Here is a 22780-nt window from a genome sequence, read left to right as displayed (position 1 = left end):
TCATGTATGCCCGCATGCTCCCCGATCCCGCCTTCGCGACCGTCGGTCTGCCCCTCGTCAGCACGGCGTCATACGAGAGCGACCTCAGCCCGATCGTCCGCCGTCCCCGGCCACGGGTCGTCCCGCTCGGCACGGCCGTGGTCCTGCGCGCCATGCTCGCCGTCCTGACCGTCGCGGTGCTCGGGGTGCTCGCGATCCCCGCGATGGCCCGGGCCGACGGCCTGCACCTGCGTGGGGACGTGACCGCCCGCGGCGACGTCCTGACCCTCGCCGACCTGATCGAGGGCGCGCCCTCGACGCTCGCGGCCCGCCCGCTGTTCCGCTCCCCCGCGCTCGGCGCGACCGGAACAATCCAGACCCGCCGGATCGTCGAAGCGGCCACGGCGCTCGGCCTCACCGGCCTGGAGACCGGAGGCCGGCTGCAGATCGCCGTGCAGCGCGCCGCCCGCCGCCTCGGCCCGCCGGAGATCGAGGCCGCGCTCAAGCACGGCCTGGAAACCGGCTATTCACTCGACCCGCGCACCGTCGCGGTGCGTTTCGACGGCGACGGTCCGACCCTGCTGGCGCCGGTTGATCTCGAGGGCCAGGCCACGGCCCTCGACCTCAGCTACGACCCGCGCTCCCGCCGTGTCGCGGGCCTCGTCAGCCTGGGCGAACGCCAGGCCTCGCTACGGGTCTCGGGCGTGGTCATCGAGATGCGCGAAGTCGCCGTTCTCGCCCGCGCGCTCAACCGCGGCGAGCCGGTCAGAGAGGGCGACCTCACCCTGGAACGGCGCCCGCGCGACGCCGTCGCGGCCGACGCGCAGGCCAGCGCCTCCGCGATCCTCGGGGAGGTCGCCCAGCACGCGCTGTCGGCCGGCACGGTGCTGCGGGTGTCCGACACGGCGCCGCCCGAGCTGGTCGCCCGGGGCGAGAACGTGACGATCGTCTATGAGACGCCGAGCATCAGCCTGCAGATGCGTGGGATCGCCAACGAGAGCGGTCGCATCGGCGCGGTCGTCAACGTCGTCAACGTGACCTCCAAGAAGGTCCTCCAGACCACCGTGATCGGGCCTGGCCGGGTCTCGGTGAGCCCGAGTCCCACGACCCAGCCGGGTGCCGCCGCGCAGGTCCAGGCCACCGCCTCCCTACGCTGAGCACCCGTCTTGTCCGCGTCGAAGAGTACCTGTCCGATGGCCAGCCGCATCGTCCTGAACCCGCTCGCCGCCGCGCTGCTTGCCGGCGCGCTCGGTGCCTGCAACACGGCCGACCGCCTCTCCCAGGTCGGCGCGACCCCGGCCCTGTCGGCGATCGAGGATCCGACGACCCAGCCCGGCTACAAGCCGGTGCGGATGCCGATGCCCGACGTCCAGCCGGTCTCCTATGCGCCGAACTCGCTCTGGCGCACCGGATCGCGCGCCTTCTTCAAGGATCAGCGCGCGGCCCGGCTCGGCGACCTCCTGACCGTAAAGGTCAATGTCACCGACCAAGCGAACATCAGCAACGAGACCAAGCGGTCGCGGGCCAACACCGAGAGCTTCGGCCTGCCGAACGCCCTCGGTCTCGAGAACAACGCCGTCGGCAAAGCCTTCGGCGTCGGCGGCACGGCGCTGCTCGCCGCCACCTCGGCCACCGCCAACGACGGTGCCGGCTCGGTCCAGCGCGCCGAGACCGTGACGACGAACGTGGCCGCCGTGGTGACCCAGGTGCTGCCCAACGGCAACCTCGTGGTGGAGGGCAAGCAGGAGATCCGGGTCAATTTCGAGATCCGCGAGATGGTGGTCGCCGGCGTCGTCCGGCCGGAGGACATCGAGTCCGACAACACCATCGATTCGACCAAGATCGCCCAGGCCCGGATCGCCTATGGCGGCCGCGGCCAGATCACCGACGTGCAGCAGCCACGCTACGGCCAGCAGATCGTCGACATCCTGCTGCCGTTCTGAGGCGTCTCAGCTCGGCTCCTCCGGCTCCGGACCGCGGGTCACGTCGAGGCCCGCGCCGGACCCAGGGGGCGGGCCGACCTTGACGGGCACGCCGGTGCGGGCGGCCTCGTAGATCGCCTCCATCAAAACCTGATCCTGCAGTCCCTCCTCGCCGGGGGTGCGCGGGCGCAGGTTCTCCTGGATGCACCGGGAGAAGTGATCCATTTCCAGGGCGAACTGATTCTTGGCGCTCAGGACCTTCTCGTCCCGGGCGGCATTCTTGCCGTCGCGGTGGCCGATGTAGAGCCGCTGGCCCTCGTACGCGAAGGCGTTCTGGAGATCGACCGACGCGTTGCTGGTGTGCAGGGTCAGCGCGCGCGCCTCGTAGACGCCGTAGCTCGACATGCACTGCGCGATCACCCCGGACGGGAAGCGCAGGGTGAAGCTCACCGTCTCCTCGACCTCGCGGTATTTCGGATCGTCGGCCAGCGAGTGGATCTGGGCCTGGATCAGCTCCGGCTCCTCGCCGAGCACGGCACGGGTGGTGTTCAGGCAGTAGAGCCCGATATCCGGCAGCGAGCCGCCGCCCGCCAGCGCCTTCTTGAGGCGCCACTGCTCCGGCAGGCCGGTCGTCTGGCCGTTGAAGGCCTGGATCGTCCGGGGCCGGCCGAACTCGCCCGAGCGGGCGATCCTGATCACCGCGCGGTTGTGCGGCTCGTACTGGCAGCGATAGGCGATCATCAACTTGACGCTCGCCTTGGCGCAGGCCGCGATCATCTCGCGGCACTCGTCCGAGGACACCGCCATCGGCTTCTCGCAGAGCACCTGCTTGCCGGCGGCGGCCGCGGCTACGACGTTGTCCCGGTGCACGCCGTTCGGCGTGACGACGTAGACCACCTGGACGTTCGGATTGGCCTTCAGCCGATCCCACTCGTCGTAGCCGTAGACGGCATCGTCGGGCAGGCCGTATTGGCGCGCTACGAGCTTCGCCTTTTCGGGCGAGCCCGACATCACCGCGGCGAGCCGCGAGCGCTTGGTCTCCCCGAAGGCCGGCAGGATCTCGTCGAGGCTGAGCCGCCCGAGGCCGATGACGCAGTAGCCGACGCGCTGGCCCGGCGGCTGCGGGGCTGGCGTCGGTGCCGGGGGACGATCCCCAGAGCCGCGCCAGTTCGGGAACATCACCCGGCCGCCCTGGACCGCGCCGGTATCGGCTGGGACGGACGGCGCCGGCGGGGCCGCCTGCGCGGGGCCTCCCATGGCGGCGCCGGCCAGGGCGCCCCCGGCGGCCAGAAGGTTGCGTCGTGAGAGCCGGTTGTCGTCCGCCATGAGCCTCGCCGTATCGCCGGATTGCAGTGACGGCGCCGAAGCGCCGCAGCAGGGGTCGGGCGCCAGCGCTGGCCGGACCGCCCACTCAGTGAACGCGACCGGGTTCCGGGCTGTTTCCAGCGAGGAGCGCGGCGCGCAGACGCGCCACCTCCGTTTCGCTGGCGGCGAGGCGCCGGACGACCGCCTCCGGCGCGGAGGCCGCCTGCGTTGCGTCGAAGCCGGGACCGACGGCCGCGCCCGACCGCCACGCCACGAACACCCGCCGCGTCGCGTTCCGGCAGGGGATGAACAGGTCGAAGCTTTCCGGCGGGATCGTCTCGGCGGCGATGCGGATCCCCGCGCCGTCCAGGGACACGTCGCGCACGGTACAGTCGTGCTCCCGCAGGAATGCGGCGCCGCGCACGGGGCCTCCGCGGTCAGGCCGGCGGCGGCGGGTCCGGCGCTTCGACCTCACCGCGGCGCTGAAGCTGCAGGGCGACGAACCAGCACAGGGACGCCCAGGCCGCGCCGATGCACCAGCCGGCCAGCACGTCGCTCGGCCAATGCACGCCGAGATAGATGCGGCTGAGGCCGACCAGCAGCGTCAGGCTCACGCCGAGCGCCAGAACCAGAGCCTTGGCGCGCCGGTTGCGCTCCACCCGGGCGATCAGGGTCGCCAGGGTCAGGTAGGCGATCGCCGACATGGTGGCGTGGCCGCTCGGGAAGCTCGCGGTGAACACCTCCATGCCGTGCGGCACGAGATCCGGCCGGGGCCGTTGGTAGAAGACCTTCAGCACGGTCGAGACCAGTTCGCCGCTGCCAACGGCGGCGAGCACGTACAGACCGATCCGGCGGCGCCCGGACACCGCAAGGTAAGCGGCGACCGCGCAGGTCAGGAACAGCACCGTGAACACGCTGCCGAGGCCGGTGATGTCGCGCATCGTCTCCTCGAGCCAGGGCGGCCCGATCGGGTCGGACAGGTCGGCCGGATTGCGCAGGCTCAGCAGGATCCTGCGGTCGAGGGCCGCGGTGGATCCCTCGCCGACCTCGTGGGCGAGGTAGAAGAAGCCGTAGCCCAGGATGCTGAGGCCGAGCAGGGCGACGAGGGGCCCGACCTCGTTGAGGCGCAGCCGCAGCCAGACCGCCGTGGCGGGCCGCATGAGCCGGTTGTCCCGGAGGCTCGCCGGCGCTCTCACGATGCGACCTCCCGATGAGGCGTGGTGGCCATCAGGCGTTCTCTCCGAAGGGCAGACGCGCGACCGCGCCCCAGGGACCTCCGAGGTAACGCCACAGCAGGGTCGCGGGAGCCGTGAAGCGGAACGGAGCGAACCCCGCCGACAGGTCGGCATGGAGCGCCCGGGCCTTCTCGGGCGCGACCTTGTTCTGCACGGTGACGTGCGGGCGCCAGCCCTGCCGATCCTGCGCGGTGAGATGCGGGTCGAACTCCCGGGCCAGGCGAGCCCGGAAAGCCGCCAGCGGCTCGCATTCCAGCACGTAGGCGACGCCCCGCCCGGTGAAGCGCAGGCCCGTCACGGCGACCTCCGGGGGCGGCAGGGTGCGGGCGAAGGCGGTTATCGCCTCGATCACGCCGCGCTCCCGGTCGCCCGGCAGGTGGTGGAACAGCGTGGCATGGGCCGGGATGACGTTCAGCGTCTCCGGAAAGCAGCGCCGCCGCTCGCCGTCGAAACGCGCGAAAGTCGGCTCGTCGAAGGCAAGCGTCAGGATCAGGGGGGCATCGTTCATGCGGGCGACATGGCGCCCGGGGCCGCTCAGGTCCAGTACAGCACGCGTCCCGCCGGCAGGATGCGCGCTGTGCTCTCGGTGAGATGCGCGCGCATGGCCTGCATCAGCGGCTTCGGAAAGACGTGCTTCACGGAGCCGAATTTCGTGCGCTTCTCCACGCGCTCCGCCTCGTCGAGGGGCAGGTCCGAGCCCGGATACCAGCCGCGCAGGACCGCCTTCGAGCCGGGGGTGAACCGGTGGGTGATGAGCTCGGCCGTCAGGTCGAGGTCCGGCACGCCCGACAGCGCGTCGGCGGCATCGCGGATCAGGTCTGTGTAAGCCTCCTCCCAGCCCGGGACCGGCAGGATCGGCGCGATGGTCAGGCCGACCGGATAGCCGGCGCGGGCCACCTGTCCCAGCGCGGCGAGCCGGGCGTCCAGCGGGTCGGTGCCGCCCTCGTAATGCGCGGCGGCGCGGGCATTCACCGAGAAGCGGATGCGGGTGCGCCGGTTGTGCGGCAGGTCGAGGAGCGGGGCGACCGCGGCGAACTTGGTGGTGAAGCGCAGCTGCACCGGGGCGTCCCAGGCACCGAAATGCCGGATCGCTTCCGAGAGCGAGCCGGTGAGGTGCTCGATGCCGAGCGGGTCGGTGTAGCAGGAGGCCTCGAAGGTGGTGCCCTCGTGAGCCCGCTCGGGGGAGGCCGAGGTGACCGCCCCGCGCCCGACATAGGCGGCGAGGTTGCCCAGGATCGCGTCGAGATTGGCGTAGGCGCGCGTGACCGGCGGTCCCTGGAGCGAGCCCGCGAGGTAGCAGTACTGGCAATGGGCCGGGCAGCCCTCCGCGAGGTCGAAGCGCCAGTCGGCCGAGGGCGGGATCGGCTGCAGCCGCAGCTTGGTCGGCGGTGCCACCGTCAGCGCGAGCGTCGCCTTGGCGGCCGCGTAGGCCCGGCGCGGATCCGGCTCGCACGGGCTCGGGAGGCGGTTCGCCGTCAGGCGCTCCACCGGAAGGCCCACCGCCTCGGCCCGGGCCAGCATGGCCCGCCCGTGCGCGTGCTCCAGCGCCGCCGGCGTCACCAGCACCCGGCGCGGGCGCCACAGGCGGGCGGGCCGGGGGCGGGTCGTCGGGTCGAGCGCGAGAGCGGACGAGGGCGGCATCCCCGGCGAACGCATGGGCTGCCGTGCCGGGTCCGGCCTAGTCGCCCGGTCCCGGTGCGGCTAAAGCACCGCCATGTCTGCAGGCAGAGAGAGCGTACATGTCGGCCGCGACGGCTGGTTGTTTCTCACCGGCGGCACCAACCGCGTCCTGGACCGGTATCGGGGCGGCCTGCGGCACTGGCTGCTGCTCCGGGGCTGGGTGCGGCTGATCCGGGCGCGGGCGCGGCGGGCGGAGAGCCTCGGCATCCGCTGCCTCCACGTGATCGTCCCGGAGAAGCTGTCAGTCTACGACGACAAGACCGACGGCCTGCGCTACGCGCCCGCCAAAGCTTCGACTCGGCGTCTGGCGCGATACCTCGCGCGTCACCCGGCCTATCTCGACCTTCTGGCCCCGCTGCGCGCGGCCCGGAACGGGCCTGAGCCGCTCTACCTGCGCACCGACACGCACTGGACGGCGCAGGGATGCCTGCTGGCCTATCGCGCGATCATGCGGGCGCTCGGGGCCATCCCGCCCGCCGATATCGGCACGCGCCCCGGCACCGTCTCGGACCAGCTCATGGATCTCGGCGAGAAGCTCGCCGAACGGCCGCGGGAGCGGGTCGAGCGGTTCATGCTGCAGCGCGATGCCGAACGGGTCGAGACCGGAGCCTATCTCGCTGCCTACGAGGCAGAGGGGCGCGACCGGGAGGTGCATGTCGGCGCGCATGTCATATACCGGAACGCGGCGCCGACCGCCGATCCGCGCCGCCTCGTGCTCTTCGGCGATTCCTGCGCGCATTTCGACCCGTTCCTGCTGACGGGGCTGCTCGCCGAGAGCTTTCACGAGGTCCACTTCGTCTGGTCCTCGAGCCTCGACTGGGCCTATATCGAGCGTGTCCGGCCCGACATCCTGCTCTTCGAGCTGGCCGAACGCTTCCTGACCAGGCTGCCGAAAGACGACTATGACGTCGCGGTCGCGGGCCAGCGTGGGACTGGAGGCCGCCTCGCGCGGATCCAGAAGGAGGGCCTCCCTGGGAAGCGAAGCGCGTCCGCGCTTCAGTAGATCGCCGGATCCATACGGGTGAAGTCGTTGATGCTCGCTGCCTGATACTGGGCGAAGGATTCCGGCGCGTAGGCGATCCCGATCATCAGCACCAAGAGGGTCGCGAGGCACGCGAGCGTCGCCGTGACCACGTCCGCGTGGCGTCGCAGGGCATGGATCACCAGGCACCCGAACGTGAACAGAGCCGCCTCGGCGACGGGCACCAGCGCGAACGACATCACACCACCTCCGTTCAATGTCCCGCCGAAATCGGGCCGTCCTTCGGACATCCAGCGGGCGAGCGCCCCGAGACATGCCGGATTTTGCTGCACTGCAACAGAAGGCCGCGCGCAAACCTGCCTTGCAGTGAATTCGCAGGCGGCCGGGAACGACCGTCCCGCGCGCCGGAGACACGGGGCCGCAAGAATGTCTCCGGCCGACTGTCCGCGCGCCGTACCGTGCCCATCTCGTTCGGAGTCTTACTGGGAACGGGATACGGCGATGGGTCTCCTCGTAGACGGCGTCTGGCGCGACCAATGGTACGACACCGCCGCGACGGGCGGGCGCTTCGAGCGCAAGGCCTCGGCCTTCCGCAACTGGGTCACGGCAGACGGGGCACCGGGACCGTCGGGCGAGGGCGGCTTCCGCGCCGAGCCGGGCCGCTACCACCTATACGTCTCGCTGGCCTGCCCCTGGGCTCACCGCACGCTGATCGGGCGTGCCCTCAAAGGTCTGGAGACGGCGGTCACCGTCTCGGTTGTCGATCCGCATATGGGCGCGGAGGGCTGGGTGTTCGGCGATACGCCCCGCGCGACGCCGGACCCGATCCACGGCGCCAGGCGCCTCTACGAGGTCTATCGTGCGGCGGACTCATCCTATACCGGCCGCGTGACCGTGCCGGTGCTGTGGGACCGGCAGCGCGCGACCATCGTGTCGAACGAATCCGCCGAAATCCTGCGGATGCTGAACGATGCCTTCGGCGGCACCGGGCCGGATCTCTACCCCGAAGACCTGCGCGCCGAAATCGATGCGGTGAACGCCCGCGTCTACGACCGCGTGAACAACGGCGTCTACAAGGCGGGATTCGCCACCGCGCAGGACGCCTACGCGAACGCCTTCGAGGCTCTGTTCGCGGAACTCGATGCCCTGGAGGAGCGGCTCGGCCGGAACCGCTACCTTTGCGGCGACCGGCTGACCGAGGCGGATATCCGTCTGTTCACCACTCTGGTGCGGTTCGACGCGGTCTATGTCGGCCACTTCAAGTGCAACAAGCGCCGGATCGCGGATTATCCGAACCTGTCGAATTACCTGCGCGACCACTACGCCCTTCCGGGCGTCGCGCCGACCGTGAACCTGACCCATATCAAGCGGCACTATTACGAGAGCCATCCAACCATCAATCCGACCGGCATCGTACCGCTCGGACCGGATCTGGACTTCTCGGCCCCGAACGACCGTGGCCTGCGCTTCGGCGCGTAGCGGGCTTCTGAAACCGGCTTGGCTCGCCCCGCGTCATTGCGAGCGGAGCAAGCCGGGGTGGCGGGGGGACCTCGGCGAGCGTGCCGCCGCTGGATTGCCGCGCTCCGCGCACGAAGATGGGGGAGGGCATGTTCAGCAGTTTGCGGGCGATCCGAGGCCGGACGATGTGCCGCGCCCCTCGACGGCCGTCATGGCGCGCCTAAGTTCGGCTCTCAACCGGAGGATGCCCGACACGCCATGATCAACAGCCTGCGTCTCGCCCTGCTCTGCGCCCTTCTCGGCCTGCCGTCCGCGGCGCGGGCCCAGGCGGCGTTACGGCTGGAAGGCACCTGCGAGAGGCTGGTGATCGGCACGCAGGACCTGAGCCAATCCTGCAGCAACGTCCTGATGAACGCGGTGAGCCGGAACCGTACGAGCTTCGACTTCACCACCTCCGACGGTCAGACGCTCAGCTTCAGCGGCAATGGCGCCCAGCAGGAGGCTACCGAAGAGACCGATCCGCTCCAGCCGATCAATGTCGTGATGATCGGCAAGGATGCCGGACCCACCCTGGCGATCGGCGCCTGCCGCTTCTCCACGCCGGAACCCGGCCGCACGGCCATCACCTGCGACGCCAACGCCGCCGACGGCCGCGCTTTCGCGGGAACATTCGTGACGGCCGCCAAGGCGGCGGCCGGGGCGCCCGGTCCCGCACCAGCCCGCTGAGCCGACGGCGTCCGGACTGGTCAGACGGCCTGGGAAGCCCCATTTAAGGCCCTTCACGAAAAAGGTTCCGAAGCGAGACCGATGCTCAACGACACCCTCGCCGGGGGCGGCGTCCCGGCCGGCGATACCGGCTCCCTGATCAAGGACACCACGACCGCGGGCTTCCGCCAGGACGTGATCGCCGAGTCGATGCACCGACCGGTGCTTGTCGATTTCTGGGCACCCTGGTGCGGGCCGTGCAAGCAGCTGACCCCGGTGCTGGAGAAGGTTGTCCGGGAGGCTGCCGGGGCTGTCGCCCTGGTCAAGATGAACATCGACGAGCATCCCTCGATTGCGGGCCAGCTCGGCATCCAGTCGATCCCGGCGGTGATCGTCTTCCAGAAGGGCCAGCCGGTCGACGGCTTCATGGGCGCGGTGCCCGAGAGCCAGATCAAGGAGTTGATCGGGCGCGTGGCCGGCCCGGTGCAGGATCCGGTCGAGGCGGCGCTCGCGGACGCCGCCGTCCTGATCGAGGAGGGCGACCTCGCGGGCGCCGCCGAGATCTACGCCGCCGTGCTCGAGCAGCAGCCCGACAACGTCACGGCGCTGGCTGGCCTTGCCAAGATGCAGCTGGATGCGGGCGAGATCGAGAACGCCAAGCGTGTGCTGGCGATGGTCCCGGAGGCGAAGGCCGGCGATCCGGCGCTGGCCGGCGTCCGCGCCGCCCTCGAGCTCGCCGAGCAGGCCGCCGCGCTGGGCGATCTTGCGGGTCTGCAACGGGACGTGGAGGCTGATCCGGATGCGCATCAAGCCCGGTTCGATCTCGCGCTCGGCCTCGCGGCGCGGGGCGAGCGTGGCCAGGCCGTCGACCACCTGATCGAGCTGCGCAAGCGCGATAAGGACTGGAACGAGGACGGCGCGCGCAGGCAGCTGCTGCAGTTCTTCGAGGCTTGGGGCGTGATGGACCCGGACACGATCCGCGGTCGGCGCAAGCTCTCGGCGCTTCTGTTCTCGTGAGGCGCCGGCTCGGGCGCCGGCCCACCCTTCGGTCCCTCTGGGAGGCGCCATGAGCACCCATGCGAGCTACAAGGGCCCCGCGGACTGTCCGGCCGTGATCCCGGTCTTCCCCCTGTCGGGGGCGCTCCTGCTCCCACGCGGGCAGATGCCGCTGAACATCTTCGAGCCGCGCTACCTGGCGATGGTCGACGACGCGATGCGCACCGACCGGATCATCGGCATAATCCAGCCCGATCCCGAAAGCCCGGGGGCAGCGGCGAACCCGAAGCTCTACCGGGTCGGCTGCGCGGGCCGGGTGACGCAATATGCGGAGACCGGCGACGGCCGCTATCTGATCTCGCTGACCGGTATCAGCCGGTTCCGGGTCGAGAGCGAGATTGCCTCGGTCGGGCCCTATCGGCGCTGCCACGTCTCCTATGACGCCTTCGCGGTGGACTTCGAGCCGCGGGCGGGCGAGGAGCTTGTCGACCGCGAGGGTGTCCTCAAGGCGCTGCGCGACTTCGTGGACTCGAACGACCTCAAGGTGGACTGGGCCGGGATCGACGAGGCGCCCGACGAGGCGCTGGTCAACGCCCTGTGCATGATGAGCCCGTTCGGCGTCCGCGAGAAGCAGGCGATGCTGGAGGCCCCCGACCTGAAGACACGGGCCGAGATCCTGATCGCGGTCACGCAGATGGAACTGGTTCGCGGCTCGAGCCCCGAATCGCCGATGCAATAGGTTGCACCCTTGATGTCCAACGACCTCACCACCGCCGTCGAGGCGACCCGCGTCGACCCGAAGCTTTTGGAGATCCTGGTCTGCCCTCTGACCAAGGGCACGCTGGAATATGATTCTGCCCGGCAGGAGCTGATCAGCCGCTCGGCGAAGCTCGCCTACCCGATCCGCGACGGCATCCCGATCATGCTGCCGGAGGAGGCCCGGCCACTGACCGATTGAGGGCTGCCTGGTCGCGCCGGTCACACCGCGCGCAGCTCAGCAATCCGTGGGCGCAGCCGCACCGACTTGCCCCGCTGGCCTCGAACGACCGGATGCATGGCTGAGAGCCATCGGCATCCGGCCTTTTCAGAGCCTGCCCGGTGACGCGACCGCCGGTGGCTCCCCGCGCGAGAGCGCGTCCCCGATCAGCGGCACCACCGCGTTCCATAGGGACCGTAGCCCGCGACATGGCCGCGATGGCGCAGGCACCATGCCTGGTTCTGCCCGCCCCACACGCAGCGGCCCCAGGCATTGCGGTGGCCGTTCGGACCGCAGGCGCCCAGCGCGGAGGCGGGTGCCGTGGCTGAACCCAGGGTGGCTGAGAACGCGACGAGGCCGATCAGGGCGAGCATGGGCTTCTTCATCGGACATCTTCTCCGGACGACCGTCTGCGAACCCGCATTGGGGCGGGCGGCTTCTGCGGCGCCACCGCAGGACCATCGCGCCGGGGATTTGCTGCGGTTTTGCGGTCCAGCCCGAAAGGTAACGTTTTGTAACGACACAGCCTGGCCGCCGGCTCGGCCCGGCGCCGGGTCGGCCTGCGTCTCGGGCCGTCACGGGAACGCAGCCCCTGCAACGACGAGGCCCGCCGCGGCATTGGCCGGGCGGGCCTCGAACGAGCGATAGGCTGGATCAGGCCGCCTTCACGCCGGCCAGGAACGCGGAGACCTCGTGGGTGAGGCTCTCCGAATGCCGGGCCAGCTCCTGCGCCGAGCTGAGGACCTGCGTGGCGGCCGCGCTCGTCTGGCCGGCCCCCGACCGGACCGCGCCGATATTGTGGGTGACCTGCTCGGTGCCGCGGGCGGCTTCCTGAACATTGCGGGTGATCTCCTGGGTCGCCGCGCCCTGCTCCTCCATGGCGGCAGCGATGCTCGCCGCGTAGGCGGACATGTCGCCGATCACGCGGGCAATCTGCTGGATGTCGGCGACAGCCTCCCGCGTGGCGGACTGGATCTCCGCGATGCGCTCGCCGATCTCACCGGTGGCCCGACCGGTCTGACCGGCCAGTTCCTTGACCTCGGCGGCAACCACCGCGAAGCCGCGGCCGGCCTCGCCGGCCCGCGCCGCCTCGATCGTGGCATTGAGCGCGAGGAGGTTGGTCTGGCTGGCGATGTCGGTGATCAGCGAGACGGCCGTGCTGATGCGCTCGGCCGTGCCGGTCAGCCTCTGCACGGTCGCGTCGGTCCGGCGCGCCGTCTCGACAGCCTCGCCGGCGATCCGCGACGCGTGGCTCACCTGATGGACGATCTCGGCGACCGAGGCCGACATCTCTTCGCTGGCCGCCGCTACCGTCTGCACGTTGGCCGAGGTCTGCTGGGCCGCGCCGGCCGCCGAGACACTCTGGTCCGTGGTCTCGTCGGCGGTGGCGGTCATCGCCCGCGCGGTGGCCTCCATCTCGGTGGCCGCCCCCGCCAGGCTTTGGGTCAGCACGGAGACGCTGCGCTCGAAGCTCCGGGTCAGATCGTCGAGCACATTGGCGCGGCGCATCTTGGCTTGGTTCTCAGCCTCCTGGGCGACCGCCAGGGCACGCGCCTCCACGGCGTTCTCCCGGAACACCTGCAGTGAGCGGGCCAGGGAGCCGACCTCGTCCCGGCGCTCGGTCCCGACGACCGACACGTCCAGCTCACCGGCCGCCAAGCGGCCCATATCGGCCGCCATCGCGTTCAGCGGACGCGCCACCCCGAAGACGGCGATCGCGGCGAGCAGACCGGTCGCGGCCAGCAGGCCGACGGCCGCCAGGACCGTGAGCGTCGTCGTGGCCGAGGCGGCGATCTCGGAGGCACGCTCCTGCGCGGCCTTCAGGTCCCGCTGGTTCTCGGCGATGCGCCCGTTGAGCTCGTCGATCAGCTTCAGCCGGACGTCGCGGCTCGCGCTCCCGGAGATCTTGGCGGCCATCTGCTTATCGCCCGCCAGGCCGTACCCCATGCCCTTCTCGACCGAGGCGAGATACGTCACGAGCTGAGACTTGATCGCCGCGTTGATGGCGCGGCGCTCCGGTGAGCTGGAGAGCGCGATCAGCTCGTCGGCCAGCGTCAGGGCGCGGGTCTTGTCAGCCTCGAACTGCTGGGCCTGCCGGGCGAGCACGCTGGGATCCGTCTCGATGATCGCGTTCTTGTCGCGGATCGTCGTCTCGTCGATGGCGAAGGCGAGTTGCTGGACGCGAATGACGCGCCCGGCACTGACCTCGACCGTGGCGCGGGTGATCGCGTCCAGCGTGCTCAGATTGGATCGCGCCAGCAGAACCATCCCGAGCGAGACGGCGATCAGGATCGCAACCGGGATCGCCAGTTTGCTGGTGAGCTTGAGGTTCTTTAGGGTATTCATTCGCCAAGCAAGCGGGAACGGGCGCGAATATCAGTACGGTCCCAGCGCAGCTGATAGAACGCTGTAGATGTCTCAACCTTAAAGTGAAATTAAGCCGAAACGCGGCGGAACGATTCCATCGCAGCGTGTGTCGCGCGCCCGCCGACACCGCGCCGGGTCGCCCTGTGGGAGCCGCCGGCCGGACCACCCGATCCGGCGGCAGGAGGCCGTCACGGCGACGGGACCTGCCCGGCGACCACGACGCCGAGGGTGTCGAGCAGCGAGGAACGCGCGCGGCTGACCCGGCTCTTCACGGTGCCCACCTGGCAGCCGAGCAAGTTCGCGGCCTCCTCGTAGGTGTGCCCCTCGGCGCCGACCAGCAGGAGGGCCTGCCGCTGCGCTGCCGGCAGGCCGCCGAGGCGCTCCCAGACCACCTTGAGCGTGCTGGCATCTTCCTGGTCGGACGGGCTGGTCATCTGGCCGGCATGCGTCCCGTCCACGTCCTCGACCTCGCGCCGGTGCTTGCGCAGCTCCGAGTAGAACTGGTTGCGCAGGATGGTGAACAGCCACGCGGTGAAGTTCGTGCCGGGCCTGAACCGCGTTTGGTTGGCCCAGGCCTTGACGAAGGTTTCCTGCACGAGATCGTCGGCGCGGCTCACATCTCCGACCAGCGACAGCGCGAAGGTGCGCAGGGCCGGAAGCGCCTTGATGATGTCGGTTCGGAAATCGAAGGCCACGCTCTGGCCATGCGCCGCGACCGCCGCCTCGAAGCGCGTCACCAGCGTGACAAGCTGCGCGGGCAGCGGTTCCAGCTCGACGACCTTGAAATAGTCGCGGATCGGCATGGCGAGATGCTGGCCGAGGATCGTCGCATAAGCGCCCGCGCTCCGCTCATGCCCCGGCTCGGCTGTCGGCTTCGCGGCGTCATCCATCATGGCCGTACCCTGAACCCTCTCCAGCTGGTATACTGGAATCGATCTAACGTCGGTACCTGCATAATTCTGAACCGATACCAAACGCTCCCGACGAAATCGGGTTGTTTGCGCAAGGTGTTCGCTGCCTTGCCGTTTGGTATATCCTGCGGCTCAGGATGGCCGCCGATGCGCGCTGATCCGGCTGGACATCGGCCTTGGAGCGCGGGGAAGAGAGCGGGATGAGCCACGATCACGCGCATCACGATCACGATCACGATCATGGTAGCGACCTGACCCCCGTGGAGGCGCGGGTGCGGGCGCTCGAATCCCTGCTCACCGAGAAGGGCTATATCGACCCGGCGGCCCTCGATGCCCTGGTCGAACTCTACGAGACCAAGGTCGGTCCGCATGCGGGCGCCCGCGTGGTGGCCCGGGCCTGGGTGGATCCGGATTACCGGGCGCGCCTCCTGGCAGACGCCACGCCGGCCATCGCGGAGCTCGACATCGGTGGTCGCGGCGGCGAGCACATGGTGGTTGTCGAGAACACGCCCGAGACCCACAACCTCGTCGTCTGCACGCTGTGCTCCTGCTACCCCTGGCCGGTGCTCGGCCTGCCGCCGGTCTGGTACAAGGCGCCGCCCTATCGGGCCCGGGCGGTGATCGATCCGCGCGGCGTGCTGGCCGAGTTCGGGGTGACGCTGCCCGAAACCACCCGGATCACCGTCTGGGATTCGACCGCAGAGACCCGCTACATGGTCCTGCCGATGCGGCCCGCGCAGACCGAGGGATTCTCCGAGGAGGCGCTGGCCGCCCTCGTCACCCGCGATTCCATGATCGGTACGGGCCTGCCCACGGGCATCGCGGCAGCGCCCGTGGAGATGCCGGTATGAATGGCGCCCAGGATCTCGGCGGCGCGCATGGTTTCGGGCCGGTGGTGCCGGAGCCGGACGAGCCGGTCTTCCATGCCGCGTGGGAGCGGCGCGTCTTCGCGCTGGCGATGGCCATGGGCTACACCGGTGCCTGGAACCTCGACGGCAGCCGTGCCAACCGCGAGTCCCTCCCGCCGGCCGAATACCTCGCGTCGAGCTACTACGAGATCTGGCTGAAAGCCCTGGAGAAGCAGGTCGTGGCGACCGGCCTCGCGACGCCGGCCGAGATCGCAGCCGGCCGATCCGCGGAGCCGGCCAAGCCCGTCGCCCGCATCCTGGCCGGCGAGGGCCTGGAGGAATGCTTCCGGGCCGGCTTCCCGAGCAGCCGCGCCGCCGATGCCCCCGCCCGCTTCGCGGTCGGCGACACGGTCCTGGCGCGCAACATCCACCCGACCGGCCATACGCGGCTGCCGCGCTACGTGCGCGGCAAGCGCGGCCGGATCCTGCGTGTCGACGGGGTCTTCGTCTTTCCCGACACCAACGCCTATCGGGCGGGCGAGAACCCGACCTGGCTCTACACGGTCGCCTTCACCGCACAGGATCTTTGGGGTGAGAGCGGCGACCCGGGCGGCGTCGTCACCGTGGCGGCCTTCGAACCCTACCTGGACCCCGCGTGACCGAACCGTCTCCGAGCAACTTCGCGGCGCCCTGGGAGGCGCAGGTCTTCGCCCTGGTGGTCTCTCTCCAGGAGGCCGGGCTGTTCACGTGGGCGGAATGGGCGGACCGGATCGGCCGGGAGATCCGACCCGCCGACGCCCCCGAACGCACGGCCGATTACGGCGCGTGGCTGGCGACGCTGGAGACGATCCTGGCCGAGCGCGGCGTGGCCGGATCGGAGAGCGTTGCCGCGCGGACCGAGGCGTTCCTGCGGGCCGCCGCGGCGACGCCCCACGGCCAGCCGATCCGCCTGGAGAACGATCCGCTCCATCGGCCACGCTGATGCTCACGTGCGGTCGTGACACGCCTGCGATCCGCGCTCGCGCCACCGAGGGCGGTCGGCGCGCAAGACGGCAGCTCTGCCACTCCCGACCGTGATTCCGGGGCCGCGGAGCGGAGCCCGGAATCCGGACGCGGATCCGCTAGAAGGCCTTGCTCCGTCGGCGGCTCTGGGTTCCAGGCTCGCCCGAGGCACCCTGGAACGACGGACGGACAGCTCGAGCCGCCGATCCGTGACCGCGTCCTGACGCCCCTAAACCCGCAGCCCATCGAGCGGCACGGGGGCAGCGTACGACCGGCCGCTCATCAGCTGGTCGAGGAGCGCCAGCACCTCCGGACGCCCGCAATTGCGCGCCGGCTCGAACGGCGTCCAGGTCTGGACGAAGTCGAGGCGCTCGAACACGTCGCGATAGCGGCGCAGCTCGCTCGGCGTGAGCGGCACCCCGCGCACGAACGCCTTGTGGGCCGAGATCGTGGTCGCCCGCCGAAAATCCGCCGGGTCGAGCTCGAACTTCAGCGCGTCGCCGCAGAAGCAGATCTTACGCGACCGGTCGTAGAGGACGGCGTGGCCGTCGAAATGCCCGGCGGTGCGGTGCAGCTCCAGGCCCGGCAGGGGCTCGAGGAAGTCGTCGTAGGGCCAGCTCACCTGCAGCGCGGCGCTCCAAGTGAAGTCGGCGGCCGGCAGGCATAGTTCCGGGTCGAAACGATCCTGGAGCTGCGTCAGCGCCCCGTAGGAATGTGGGTGAGAGGCCGAGAGCACCGCCATGCCGCCCAGCCGGGCGATCTGGTCGAGGGCGGCCTCGCTGAAGACCGGGCACCCCTCGAAACCCATATTCCCGCTCTCGGTCTGGATCAGGTAGGCGGAGGGGCCGATGCCCGAGACCGGCTCGTTCCAGAAGCGCCACACGCCCGGCTCCAGCTCCTGCCAGTGACACGGGAAGGCGTCCTGCGCCTCCCGGGCGGTGCGGAACCGCCAGCCGTCCTGCGGCACCACGTGACGGGCATCGAGGCACATCGGGCAGGCGGCCGGCGTCTCGAAGTGGCGCTGCCAGAACCCGCAATTGTCGCAGGTGTAGGCGGGCAGCTTCAGGGCGCCCGCGAAGGGGAGATAACCGGGCATCGTCTCGAACCTTCCTCGGGGCGGTGCACTGAATACGGCCCCAGTTGACGTCGCCTTCTCCGTCATCGCGCGGGTAGCGAAGCGACCCACGGCAGCGCGACCTCGAACATCGTGGCGCGACTGGATTGCTTCGCCCCGCTCGCAAAGACGACGGTAGGCCTATCGATTTGAACGGGCTTAACAGGCGGCGCGTAAAGGCGCAGCCGTCACGTCCGCCCCGGCAGCCGACGCGCCGAGCGCGCGGCGTGGACGGTGCCGGCGAGCCCGATCAGGGCCAGCCCGGCCAGACCGCCGACCACGAGATCCCGGGTGCGGCTCGTGACGAACTCGGCCCGGCCGGCCTTCGTCCGGCCGATGAACCGCCCGTCGATCCCGACGGGGCCGGGCACGGCTTCGTAGAGGTTGCCGTCCATCTCGGGGATGGTCTCGTCGGAGAGCTGCGCCGACCACATGGAGGCGGCCTTGCGGTCGGCGAGCGCCGGCGCCAGCGCCTGGGCGGCAGCCATCATCATCGACGAGCGCCCGACCCAGACCTCCCGGCGCGGGTGCTCGACCGCATACAGGATCGCCTCGGCGCAGAGCCGCGGATCGAACACCGGATCCGGCGCGTATTGCCGGTGCCCGGTGCGGTTGCGCGCCCAATTGAACTGGGGCGTGTTGACCGCCGGCAGGTAGACGACGCTGAGGCTGACATCGACCCGGTCGTGGAGCAATTCGCAGCGCAGGGCGTCGGTGAAGCCCGAGACCGCGAACTTCGCCGCGCAATAGGGCGCCTGCAGCGGCGCGGCGCGGATCGCGAGGCCGGACGAGACCTGGATGATCGCGCCGCGGTTGCGCCGCTTCATGAAGCGCAGGGCGGCGAGCGTCCCGTAGACTTGGCTGAGATAGGTGGTCTCGGTCACCCGCCGATACTCGTCCGGCGTGATCTGGTCGGCCGGGTTCACGATGGTCGACATCGCGTTGTTGACCCAGGCGCGAATCGGGCCGAGTTCCCGTTCCACGCGCTCGGCGGCCGCATCGACAGCCTGCGAATCGGCGACATCGGCGCTGATCGCCAGGACCGGCTGGCCGTAGGCGGCCAGGGCCCGTTCCACTGCGGCGAGCCGGCCCTCGTCGCGCGCGACGACTGCCACCGACCAACCACGCGCGGCGAGCCGATGGGCAGTCGCGAGACCGATCCCGGCAGTGCCCCCGGTAACGACTGCCACCCGTGCCATATCCACCTCATGCGACGCCGAACGTTCGATCCGGCAACACCGGTCGGGCACCGCAGTTGCGTCGCTTCAACATGCCGAATCGTCACGGCCGCGCCGATTTGTGGCTCCACTACGCAACGACTGCCGAAGAGCGCTGTTGACTGCCTGTACCGCCCCATGCGGGCGTCGAGGGTCGAAGCCATGCATCATGGACGACGCTTCTCCCTGCCGATCGATCCCTGGCCGCAAGCTTCCCTCGGGGAGCGGACGGCTGTCGGGATGGTGCTGACGTTCCTGCTGCTCGTACCGGCCTGCGCGGCCGGTGCGCTCCTTCTCGTGGCTGCCACGCTGGTGGCCCATGTCGACCGATCCTATGATCTCGGCGCCTCCCTGCGCGCCGCGATTGAGCGGCGCCTCGGGTTCCGCTCCCGCCGGAAGGAGCGCATCGTCTGGAAGGCTTGAGGGCGGCTGCGCTGCGGCGGGCCTGATCTTCAGAGGTGCCGGTCCGCACGACGAGCATTCCGTGCGGCCACAATTGCTGTGCGCTCTCACCGGGCCGATTTGACCTGGACGTATCTGGTAGGCCAGTCAGGTTCGGAACCGAGAGATCGCCATGTTCCGTACCCTGATGACTGCGCGGCGCTTCGCGCCGCTGTTCTGGTGCCAGTTCTTCTCCGCGTTCAACGACAATTTCCTCAAGAACGCGCTCGCCTTCCTGATCCTGTTCGGGATCGGCGGCCAGGCAGACGCCAACGCCGGCGTCCTGGTCACCCTGGCGAGCGCCGTCTTCATCGGGCCGTTCTTCATCCTGTCGGGTCTCGGCGGCCAGTGGGCCGACCGGTACGACAAGGCGCTGATGGCCAGGCGGCTGAAATTCGCCGAGATCTTCGCGGCCGGCACCGCGGTGCTCGGCTTCCTGCTGCATTCGGTGCCGGTGCTGTTCGTGGCGCTCGGCCTGTTCGGGACGATCGCGGCCCTGTTCGGCCCGATCAAGTACGGGATCCTGCCGGATCACTTGAAGCGCGAGGAATTGCCCGCCGGCAACGCCCTGGTCGAGGCCGCGACCTTCCTGGCGATCCTGCTCGGGACGATCGCGGCCGGGGCCGCCTCCGCGATGGGCGGTTCCGGGCTCCTGTTCGGCGTTCTGGTGATGGGCTTCGCCATCCTGTGCTGGCTCTCGGCCCGGATGATCCCGGCGACCGGGGAGGGGGCGCCGGACCTGCGCGTCGACCCGAACGTCGCGCGCTCGACCTACGCGCTGCTGCGCGACCTCTGGGCCGACACACGCCTGTGGCGCGGCTCGCTGACGGTGAGTTGGTTCTGGCTGGTCGGCGTGGTGGTGCTGTCGCTGCTGCCCGTGCTGGTGCGCGGCGCCTTCAACGGCACCGAGACCGTGATCACGCTGCTGCTGGCCCTCTTCTCCATCGGTATCGCGCTGGGCTCGGGACTGGCCTCGTGGCTCGCCAGCGGCCGGATCGTGCTGCTGCCGACGCCGGTCGGCGCGGTGCTGATGGGCCTGTTCGGCCTCGACCTCGCGTGGACGATCGGCCACCTGCCTGCGCCGCCGAACGAGGCGATCGGCCCGCTTGCCTTCCTCCAGACCGGCCACGGCCTGCGCACCGGAATCGACTTCCTCGGGCTCGCGATTGCCGGCGGTCTCTACATCGTCCCGTCCTTCGCGGCCGTGCAGGCCTGGGCCGAGAAGGCGATGCGCGCCCGGATCATCGGCGCCGTCAACGTCATGACGGCGGCCTTCATGGTGGCCGGCACCCTGGCGCTGGCAGCGCTGCAGGGTGCGGGATTGTCGATCGCGAGCCTGCTCGCCGTGGTGGCGGTGCTGAACCTGATCGTCGGCGCCATCGTGTTCGCGACCCTGCCGACCAGCCCGTTCCGCGACGCCCTGTCGATCCTGTTCCGGGCGTTTTACCGTCTGGAAGTCCGCGGCTTCGACAACATCGCGGCGGCCGGGCCGAACTGCATCGTCGCCCTCAACCACGTGTCGTTCCTCGACGCGCCGCTGGCCCTGTCCCTCTTGGAGCAGGAGCCGGTCTTCGCCATCGACAGCGGCATTGCCCAACGCTGGTGGGTGCGGCCGTTCCTGCGCGTCACCAAGGCGATGCCGCTCGACCCGACGCGCCCCCTCGCCACCCGGACGCTGATCAACGCGGTCAAGGGCGGCGAGACCCTGATCATCTTCCCCGAAGGCCGGCTGACCGTCACCGGCAGCCTGATGAAGGTCTATGACGGCGCCGGGCTGATCGCCGACAAGTCGGGCGCGATGGTGGTGCCGGTGAAGCTCGACGGCCTGGAGCGCACCGTCTTCTCGCGCCTGTCGCGCGGGCAGGTGCGCCGCCGCTGGTGGCCCAAGGTGACCGTGACGGTGATGCCGCCGGTGCGCCTGACGGTGGATCCCGCGCTGAAGGGCAAGGCCCGGCGGCAGGCGGCGGGCGCAGCCCTCTACGGGATCATGTCGGACCTGGTGTTTCGCACCACCGATACGGACCGCGGCCTGATGGCGGCGCTGATCGACGCGGGCGAGCGCCATGGCTGGCGCCGCAACGCCCTGGAGGATCCGGTCGGCGGGCGGCTCACCTACGGCCGTCTCGTGATGGGCGCCAACATCCTCGGCCGCAAGCTCATGCCGCTGGCCCCGGAGGGCGGCCGGATCGGCGTGATGTTGCCGAACGCCAACGGCGCCGCGGTGACGCTGTTCGCCCTCGCCTCAGCGGGCCGCGTGCCGGCGATGATCAATTTTTCCGCCGGACCCGCCAACGTCCTCTCCGCCTGCAAGGCGGCCGAGGTGAACCGGATCCTGACCTCCCGCGCCTTCATCGACAAGGGCCGGCTCGGCCCGCTCGTCGAGGCGATCCGCGGCTCGGTGGAGCTGATCTACTTGGAGGACGTGCGGGCCGGCATCACCAAGGCCGACAAGATCCGGGGCCTGCTGGCTTCCCGCCGGCCCCTGGTTGCGCGCTCCGGCGAGGATCCGGGCGCGGTGCTGTTCACGTCGGGCAGCGAGGGCACGCCGAAGGGCGTGGTGCTCGCCAACCGCTGCATGCTCGCCAACGTGGCGCAGGTGGCAGCCCGGATCGACTTCGGGCCGATGGACAAGGTGTTCAACGTGCTGCCGGTCTTCCACGCCTTCGGCCTGACGGCCGGGCTGGTCCTTCCGCTGGTCTCGGGCGTGCCGGTCTACCTCTACCCGTCGCCGCTGCATTACCGGATCGTGCCGGAGCTCATCTACGGCTCGAACAGCACGGTGCTGTTCGGGACCGATACGTTCCTGACGGGCTACGCCCGCGCAGCCCATTCCTACGACCTGCGCTCGCTCCGCTACGTCGTGGCCGGCGCCGAGGCCGTGAAGGAGACGACCCGCAGGACCTGGGCGGAGAAGTTCGGCCTGCGCATCCTCGAAGGCTACGGCGTCACCGAGTGCGGACCGGTGGTGGCGCTCAACACGCCGATGTTCAACCGCTTCGGCACGGTCGGGCGGATCCTGCCTGGGATCGAGACCCGCCTGGAGCCGGTGACGGGGATCGAGGAGGGCGGTCGCCTGTCGTTGCGCGGCCCCAACATCATGCTGGGCTATCTGCGCGCCGAGAAGCCCGGCGTCCTGGAGCCGCCGCCGGAGGGCTGGCACGACACCGGCGACATCGTGGCGATCGACGCCATGGGCTTCGTGACGATCAAGGGGCGGGCCAAGCGCTTCGCTAAGATCGCGGGCGAGATGGTATCGCTCGCCGGCATCGAGTCGCTCGCCGCAGATCTGTGGCCGGATCGGCCGAGCGCGGTGGCGGCGGTGCCGGATCCGCGCAAGGGCGAGCGCCTGATCCTGTTCACGCAGGAGAAGGGCGCCACCCGGGCCGCCTACCAGACCTTTGCCAAGGGCCGCGGCGCCTCGGACGTCGCGATCCCCGCCGAGGTGGTGGTGCTGGAGTCGATCCCGATGCTCGGTACCGGCAAGATCGACCAGATCGCCGTCACCAAGCTGGCCCAGGAGCGGGCGAAGGAATCGGCTGCCGCCTAGGGCCCGCAGACGCGCCCGTGCGCCGCGTCATTCAAACGGGGGATGCAACGCTTCGGTGGATCCGCTCGTATCACGAATACAGCCCCGATTCGATC

The 22780-nt window shown here is 70.2% G+C and carries 24 protein-coding genes; 13 read left to right on the top strand and 11 right to left on the bottom strand.

Annotated elements, in window-relative coordinates; translation table 11 throughout:
• The first annotated feature begins 2 nt into the window (after nucleotides 1-2).
• Together flgA and flgH are read left to right on the top strand one after the other, a co-directional pair.
• A complete protein-coding gene (gene flgA, locus JOE48_RS03770; protein ID WP_210027782.1) occupies nucleotides 3-1136 on the top strand; it encodes a flagellar basal body P-ring formation chaperone FlgA in 1134 nt (377 codons plus the stop codon).
• Between the two features lie 36 nt (nucleotides 1137-1172).
• Nucleotides 1173-1922 (top strand): flagellar basal body L-ring protein FlgH, encoded by a 750-nt coding sequence (gene flgH, locus JOE48_RS03765; RefSeq protein WP_210027774.1) that lies wholly within the window; start codon nucleotides 1173-1175, stop codon nucleotides 1920-1922.
• A 6-nt stretch (nucleotides 1923-1928) separates the two neighbouring features.
• Here the strand turns inward: flgH and JOE48_RS03760 are convergent, their stop codons facing one another.
• The 5 genes from JOE48_RS03760 to JOE48_RS03740 form a co-directional block, all read right to left on the bottom strand.
• Nucleotides 1929-3227 (bottom strand): Gfo/Idh/MocA family protein, encoded by a 1299-nt coding sequence (locus JOE48_RS03760; RefSeq protein WP_210027773.1) that lies wholly within the window; start codon nucleotides 3225-3227, stop codon nucleotides 1929-1931.
• 85 nt (nucleotides 3228-3312) lie between these two features.
• The gene (locus tag JOE48_RS03755) at nucleotides 3313-3630 is read right to left on the bottom strand and encodes a PilZ domain-containing protein (RefSeq protein ID WP_312893057.1); all 318 of its coding nucleotides are present in this window, start codon (nucleotides 3628-3630) and stop codon (nucleotides 3313-3315) included.
• Between the two features lie 13 nt (nucleotides 3631-3643).
• Entirely contained in the window at nucleotides 3644-4366 is a 723-nt protein-coding gene (locus tag JOE48_RS03750; protein ID WP_210027768.1) for a phosphatase PAP2 family protein, read from the bottom strand.
• Between the two features lie 67 nt (nucleotides 4367-4433).
• The gene (locus JOE48_RS03745) at nucleotides 4434-4949 is read right to left on the bottom strand and encodes a 2'-5' RNA ligase family protein (protein WP_210027766.1); all 516 of its coding nucleotides are present in this window, start codon (nucleotides 4947-4949) and stop codon (nucleotides 4434-4436) included.
• Between the two features lie 26 nt (nucleotides 4950-4975).
• Nucleotides 4976-6082 (bottom strand): radical SAM protein, encoded by a 1107-nt coding sequence (locus JOE48_RS03740; protein WP_210027764.1) that lies wholly within the window; start codon nucleotides 6080-6082, stop codon nucleotides 4976-4978.
• Nucleotides 6083-6155: 73 nt separating this feature from the next.
• On the opposite strand from JOE48_RS03740, the gene JOE48_RS03735 reads away from it, so the two are divergent.
• Entirely contained in the window at nucleotides 6156-7124 is a 969-nt protein-coding gene (locus tag JOE48_RS03735; RefSeq protein ID WP_210027762.1) for an alginate O-acetyltransferase AlgX-related protein, read from the top strand.
• Here the strand turns inward: JOE48_RS03735 and JOE48_RS03730 are convergent.
• The gene (locus tag JOE48_RS03730) at nucleotides 7118-7342 is read right to left on the bottom strand and encodes a hypothetical protein (protein ID WP_210027760.1); all 225 of its coding nucleotides are present in this window, start codon (nucleotides 7340-7342) and stop codon (nucleotides 7118-7120) included. The two genes, JOE48_RS03735 and JOE48_RS03730, sit on opposite strands and share 7 nt — an antisense overlap.
• Before the next feature lie 262 nt (nucleotides 7343-7604).
• Between JOE48_RS03730 and JOE48_RS03725 the strand changes: the two genes are divergently transcribed.
• The 5 genes from JOE48_RS03725 to JOE48_RS03705 all read left to right on the top strand — a co-directional run bounded on the left by JOE48_RS03725 (nucleotide 7605) and on the right by JOE48_RS03705 (nucleotide 11220).
• The gene (locus tag JOE48_RS03725) at nucleotides 7605-8582 is read left to right on the top strand and encodes a glutathione S-transferase family protein (protein WP_210027758.1); all 978 of its coding nucleotides are present in this window, start codon (nucleotides 7605-7607) and stop codon (nucleotides 8580-8582) included.
• A 237-nt stretch (nucleotides 8583-8819) separates the two neighbouring features.
• A complete protein-coding gene (locus tag JOE48_RS03720; RefSeq protein WP_210027756.1) occupies nucleotides 8820-9287 on the top strand; it encodes a hypothetical protein in 468 nt (155 codons plus the stop codon).
• 81 nt (nucleotides 9288-9368) lie between these two features.
• Nucleotides 9369-10283, top strand: a complete 915-nt coding sequence (gene trxA / locus JOE48_RS03715; protein ID WP_210027753.1) for a thioredoxin — start codon at nucleotides 9369-9371, stop codon at nucleotides 10281-10283.
• A 49-nt stretch (nucleotides 10284-10332) separates the two neighbouring features.
• Nucleotides 10333-11001, top strand: a complete 669-nt coding sequence (locus JOE48_RS03710; RefSeq protein WP_210027752.1) for an LON peptidase substrate-binding domain-containing protein — start codon at nucleotides 10333-10335, stop codon at nucleotides 10999-11001.
• 12 nt (nucleotides 11002-11013) lie between these two features.
• On the top strand, nucleotides 11014-11220 hold the full coding sequence (locus tag JOE48_RS03705) for a Trm112 family protein (RefSeq protein WP_210027750.1): 207 nt from the start codon (nucleotides 11014-11016) through the stop codon (nucleotides 11218-11220).
• Between the two features lie 185 nt (nucleotides 11221-11405).
• Here the strand turns inward: JOE48_RS03705 and JOE48_RS03700 are convergent, their stop codons facing one another.
• From JOE48_RS03700 to JOE48_RS03690, 3 genes are all read right to left on the bottom strand, one after another.
• Entirely contained in the window at nucleotides 11406-11624 is a 219-nt protein-coding gene (locus tag JOE48_RS03700) for a GCG_CRPN prefix-to-repeats domain-containing protein (RefSeq protein ID WP_210027748.1), read from the bottom strand.
• A 268-nt stretch (nucleotides 11625-11892) separates the two neighbouring features.
• Nucleotides 11893-13584, bottom strand: coding sequence for a methyl-accepting chemotaxis protein (locus JOE48_RS03695; protein ID WP_210027746.1), 1692 nt, complete (start codon nucleotides 13582-13584; stop codon nucleotides 11893-11895).
• Nucleotides 13585-13793: 209 nt separating this feature from the next.
• Nucleotides 13794-14498, bottom strand: coding sequence for a sigma-70 family RNA polymerase sigma factor (locus JOE48_RS03690; RefSeq protein WP_210027744.1), 705 nt, complete (start codon nucleotides 14496-14498; stop codon nucleotides 13794-13796).
• Nucleotides 14499-14716: 218 nt separating this feature from the next.
• Here JOE48_RS03690 and nthA point away from each other — a divergent pair, with 218 nt between their 5' ends.
• From nthA to JOE48_RS03675, 3 genes are read left to right on the top strand one after another with little or no spacing between them, the layout of a single operon-like run.
• The gene (nthA, locus tag JOE48_RS03685) at nucleotides 14717-15367 is read left to right on the top strand and encodes a nitrile hydratase subunit alpha (RefSeq protein ID WP_210027742.1); all 651 of its coding nucleotides are present in this window, start codon (nucleotides 14717-14719) and stop codon (nucleotides 15365-15367) included.
• Entirely contained in the window at nucleotides 15364-16023 is a 660-nt protein-coding gene (gene nthB / locus JOE48_RS03680; protein ID WP_210027733.1) for a nitrile hydratase subunit beta, read from the top strand. The genes nthA and nthB overlap by 4 nt, the downstream gene beginning before the upstream one ends.
• On the top strand, nucleotides 16020-16346 hold the full coding sequence (locus JOE48_RS03675; RefSeq protein ID WP_210027723.1) for a nitrile hydratase accessory protein: 327 nt from the start codon (nucleotides 16020-16022) through the stop codon (nucleotides 16344-16346). The genes nthB and JOE48_RS03675 overlap by 4 nt, the downstream gene beginning before the upstream one ends.
• A gap of 249 nt (nucleotides 16347-16595) precedes the next feature.
• Here JOE48_RS03675 and JOE48_RS03670 read toward each other — a convergent pair whose 3' ends face one another.
• Nucleotides 16596-17462, bottom strand: a complete 867-nt coding sequence (locus JOE48_RS03670) for an MBL fold metallo-hydrolase (RefSeq protein ID WP_210027714.1) — start codon at nucleotides 17460-17462, stop codon at nucleotides 16596-16598.
• Between the two features lie 206 nt (nucleotides 17463-17668).
• Nucleotides 17669-18679: an SDR family oxidoreductase gene (locus JOE48_RS03665; protein WP_210027712.1), complete on the bottom strand. Its 1011-nt coding sequence runs from the start codon at nucleotides 18677-18679 to the stop codon at nucleotides 17669-17671.
• Between the two features lie 180 nt (nucleotides 18680-18859).
• On the opposite strand from JOE48_RS03665, the gene JOE48_RS03660 reads away from it, so the two are divergent.
• Together JOE48_RS03660 and JOE48_RS03655 are read left to right on the top strand one after the other, a co-directional pair.
• The gene (locus JOE48_RS03660) at nucleotides 18860-19120 is read left to right on the top strand and encodes a hypothetical protein (protein WP_210027709.1); all 261 of its coding nucleotides are present in this window, start codon (nucleotides 18860-18862) and stop codon (nucleotides 19118-19120) included.
• 151 nt (nucleotides 19121-19271) lie between these two features.
• A complete protein-coding gene (locus tag JOE48_RS03655; RefSeq protein ID WP_210027707.1) occupies nucleotides 19272-22685 on the top strand; it encodes an acyl-[ACP]--phospholipid O-acyltransferase in 3414 nt (1137 codons plus the stop codon).
• The last annotated feature ends 95 nt before the right edge of the window (nucleotides 22686-22780 follow it).

Origin of the sequence: Methylobacterium sp. PvR107, assembly GCF_017833295.1 — a bacterium.
Lineage (GTDB): Bacteria > Pseudomonadota > Alphaproteobacteria > Rhizobiales > Beijerinckiaceae > Methylobacterium.
The sequence above is the reverse complement of the archived record's forward strand: the minus strand, read 5'-3'. Positions and strand labels throughout refer to the sequence as shown.

What these genes read in the sequence shown, in the direction of transcription:
- JOE48_RS03735 (WP_210027762.1), top strand. Translation starts at nt 6,156, where the DNA reads ATGTCTGCAGGCAGAGAGAGCGTACATGTCGGCCGCGACGGCTGGTTG.
- JOE48_RS03720 (WP_210027756.1), top strand. Translation starts at nt 8,820, where the DNA reads ATGATCAACAGCCTGCGTCTCGCCCTGCTCTGCGCCCTTCTCGGCCTG.
- JOE48_RS03690 (WP_210027744.1), bottom strand. Translation starts at nt 14,498, where the DNA reads ATGATGGATGACGCCGCGAAGCCGACAGCCGAGCCGGGGCATGAGCGG.
- JOE48_RS03660 (WP_210027709.1), top strand. Translation starts at nt 18,860, where the DNA reads ATGCATCATGGACGACGCTTCTCCCTGCCGATCGATCCCTGGCCGCAA.
- JOE48_RS03740 (WP_210027764.1), bottom strand. Translation starts at nt 6,082, where the DNA reads ATGCCGCCCTCGTCCGCTCTCGCGCTCGACCCGACGACCCGCCCCCGG.
- nthB (WP_210027733.1), top strand. Translation starts at nt 15,364, where the DNA reads ATGAATGGCGCCCAGGATCTCGGCGGCGCGCATGGTTTCGGGCCGGTG.
- JOE48_RS03750 (WP_210027768.1), bottom strand. Translation starts at nt 4,366, where the DNA reads ATGCGGCCCGCCACGGCGGTCTGGCTGCGGCTGCGCCTCAACGAGGTC.
- nthA (WP_210027742.1), top strand. Translation starts at nt 14,717, where the DNA reads ATGAGCCACGATCACGCGCATCACGATCACGATCACGATCATGGTAGC.
- JOE48_RS03730 (WP_210027760.1), bottom strand. Translation starts at nt 7,342, where the DNA reads ATGTCGTTCGCGCTGGTGCCCGTCGCCGAGGCGGCTCTGTTCACGTTC.
- JOE48_RS03745 (WP_210027766.1), bottom strand. Translation starts at nt 4,949, where the DNA reads ATGAACGATGCCCCCCTGATCCTGACGCTTGCCTTCGACGAGCCGACT.
- JOE48_RS03725 (WP_210027758.1), top strand. Translation starts at nt 7,605, where the DNA reads ATGGGTCTCCTCGTAGACGGCGTCTGGCGCGACCAATGGTACGACACC.
- JOE48_RS03670 (WP_210027714.1), bottom strand. Translation starts at nt 17,462, where the DNA reads ATGCCCGGTTATCTCCCCTTCGCGGGCGCCCTGAAGCTGCCCGCCTAC.
- flgH (WP_210027774.1), top strand. Translation starts at nt 1,173, where the DNA reads ATGGCCAGCCGCATCGTCCTGAACCCGCTCGCCGCCGCGCTGCTTGCC.
- JOE48_RS03695 (WP_210027746.1), bottom strand. Translation starts at nt 13,584, where the DNA reads ATGAATACCCTAAAGAACCTCAAGCTCACCAGCAAACTGGCGATCCCG.
- trxA (WP_210027753.1), top strand. Translation starts at nt 9,369, where the DNA reads ATGCTCAACGACACCCTCGCCGGGGGCGGCGTCCCGGCCGGCGATACC.
- JOE48_RS03705 (WP_210027750.1), top strand. Translation starts at nt 11,014, where the DNA reads ATGTCCAACGACCTCACCACCGCCGTCGAGGCGACCCGCGTCGACCCG.
- JOE48_RS03760 (WP_210027773.1), bottom strand. Translation starts at nt 3,227, where the DNA reads ATGGCGGACGACAACCGGCTCTCACGACGCAACCTTCTGGCCGCCGGG.
- flgA (WP_210027782.1), top strand. Translation starts at nt 3, where the DNA reads ATGTATGCCCGCATGCTCCCCGATCCCGCCTTCGCGACCGTCGGTCTG.
- JOE48_RS03710 (WP_210027752.1), top strand. Translation starts at nt 10,333, where the DNA reads ATGAGCACCCATGCGAGCTACAAGGGCCCCGCGGACTGTCCGGCCGTG.
- JOE48_RS03655 (WP_210027707.1), top strand. Translation starts at nt 19,272, where the DNA reads ATGTTCCGTACCCTGATGACTGCGCGGCGCTTCGCGCCGCTGTTCTGG.
- JOE48_RS03700 (WP_210027748.1), bottom strand. Translation starts at nt 11,624, where the DNA reads ATGAAGAAGCCCATGCTCGCCCTGATCGGCCTCGTCGCGTTCTCAGCC.
- JOE48_RS03665 (WP_210027712.1), bottom strand. Translation starts at nt 18,679, where the DNA reads ATGGCACGGGTGGCAGTCGTTACCGGGGGCACTGCCGGGATCGGTCTC.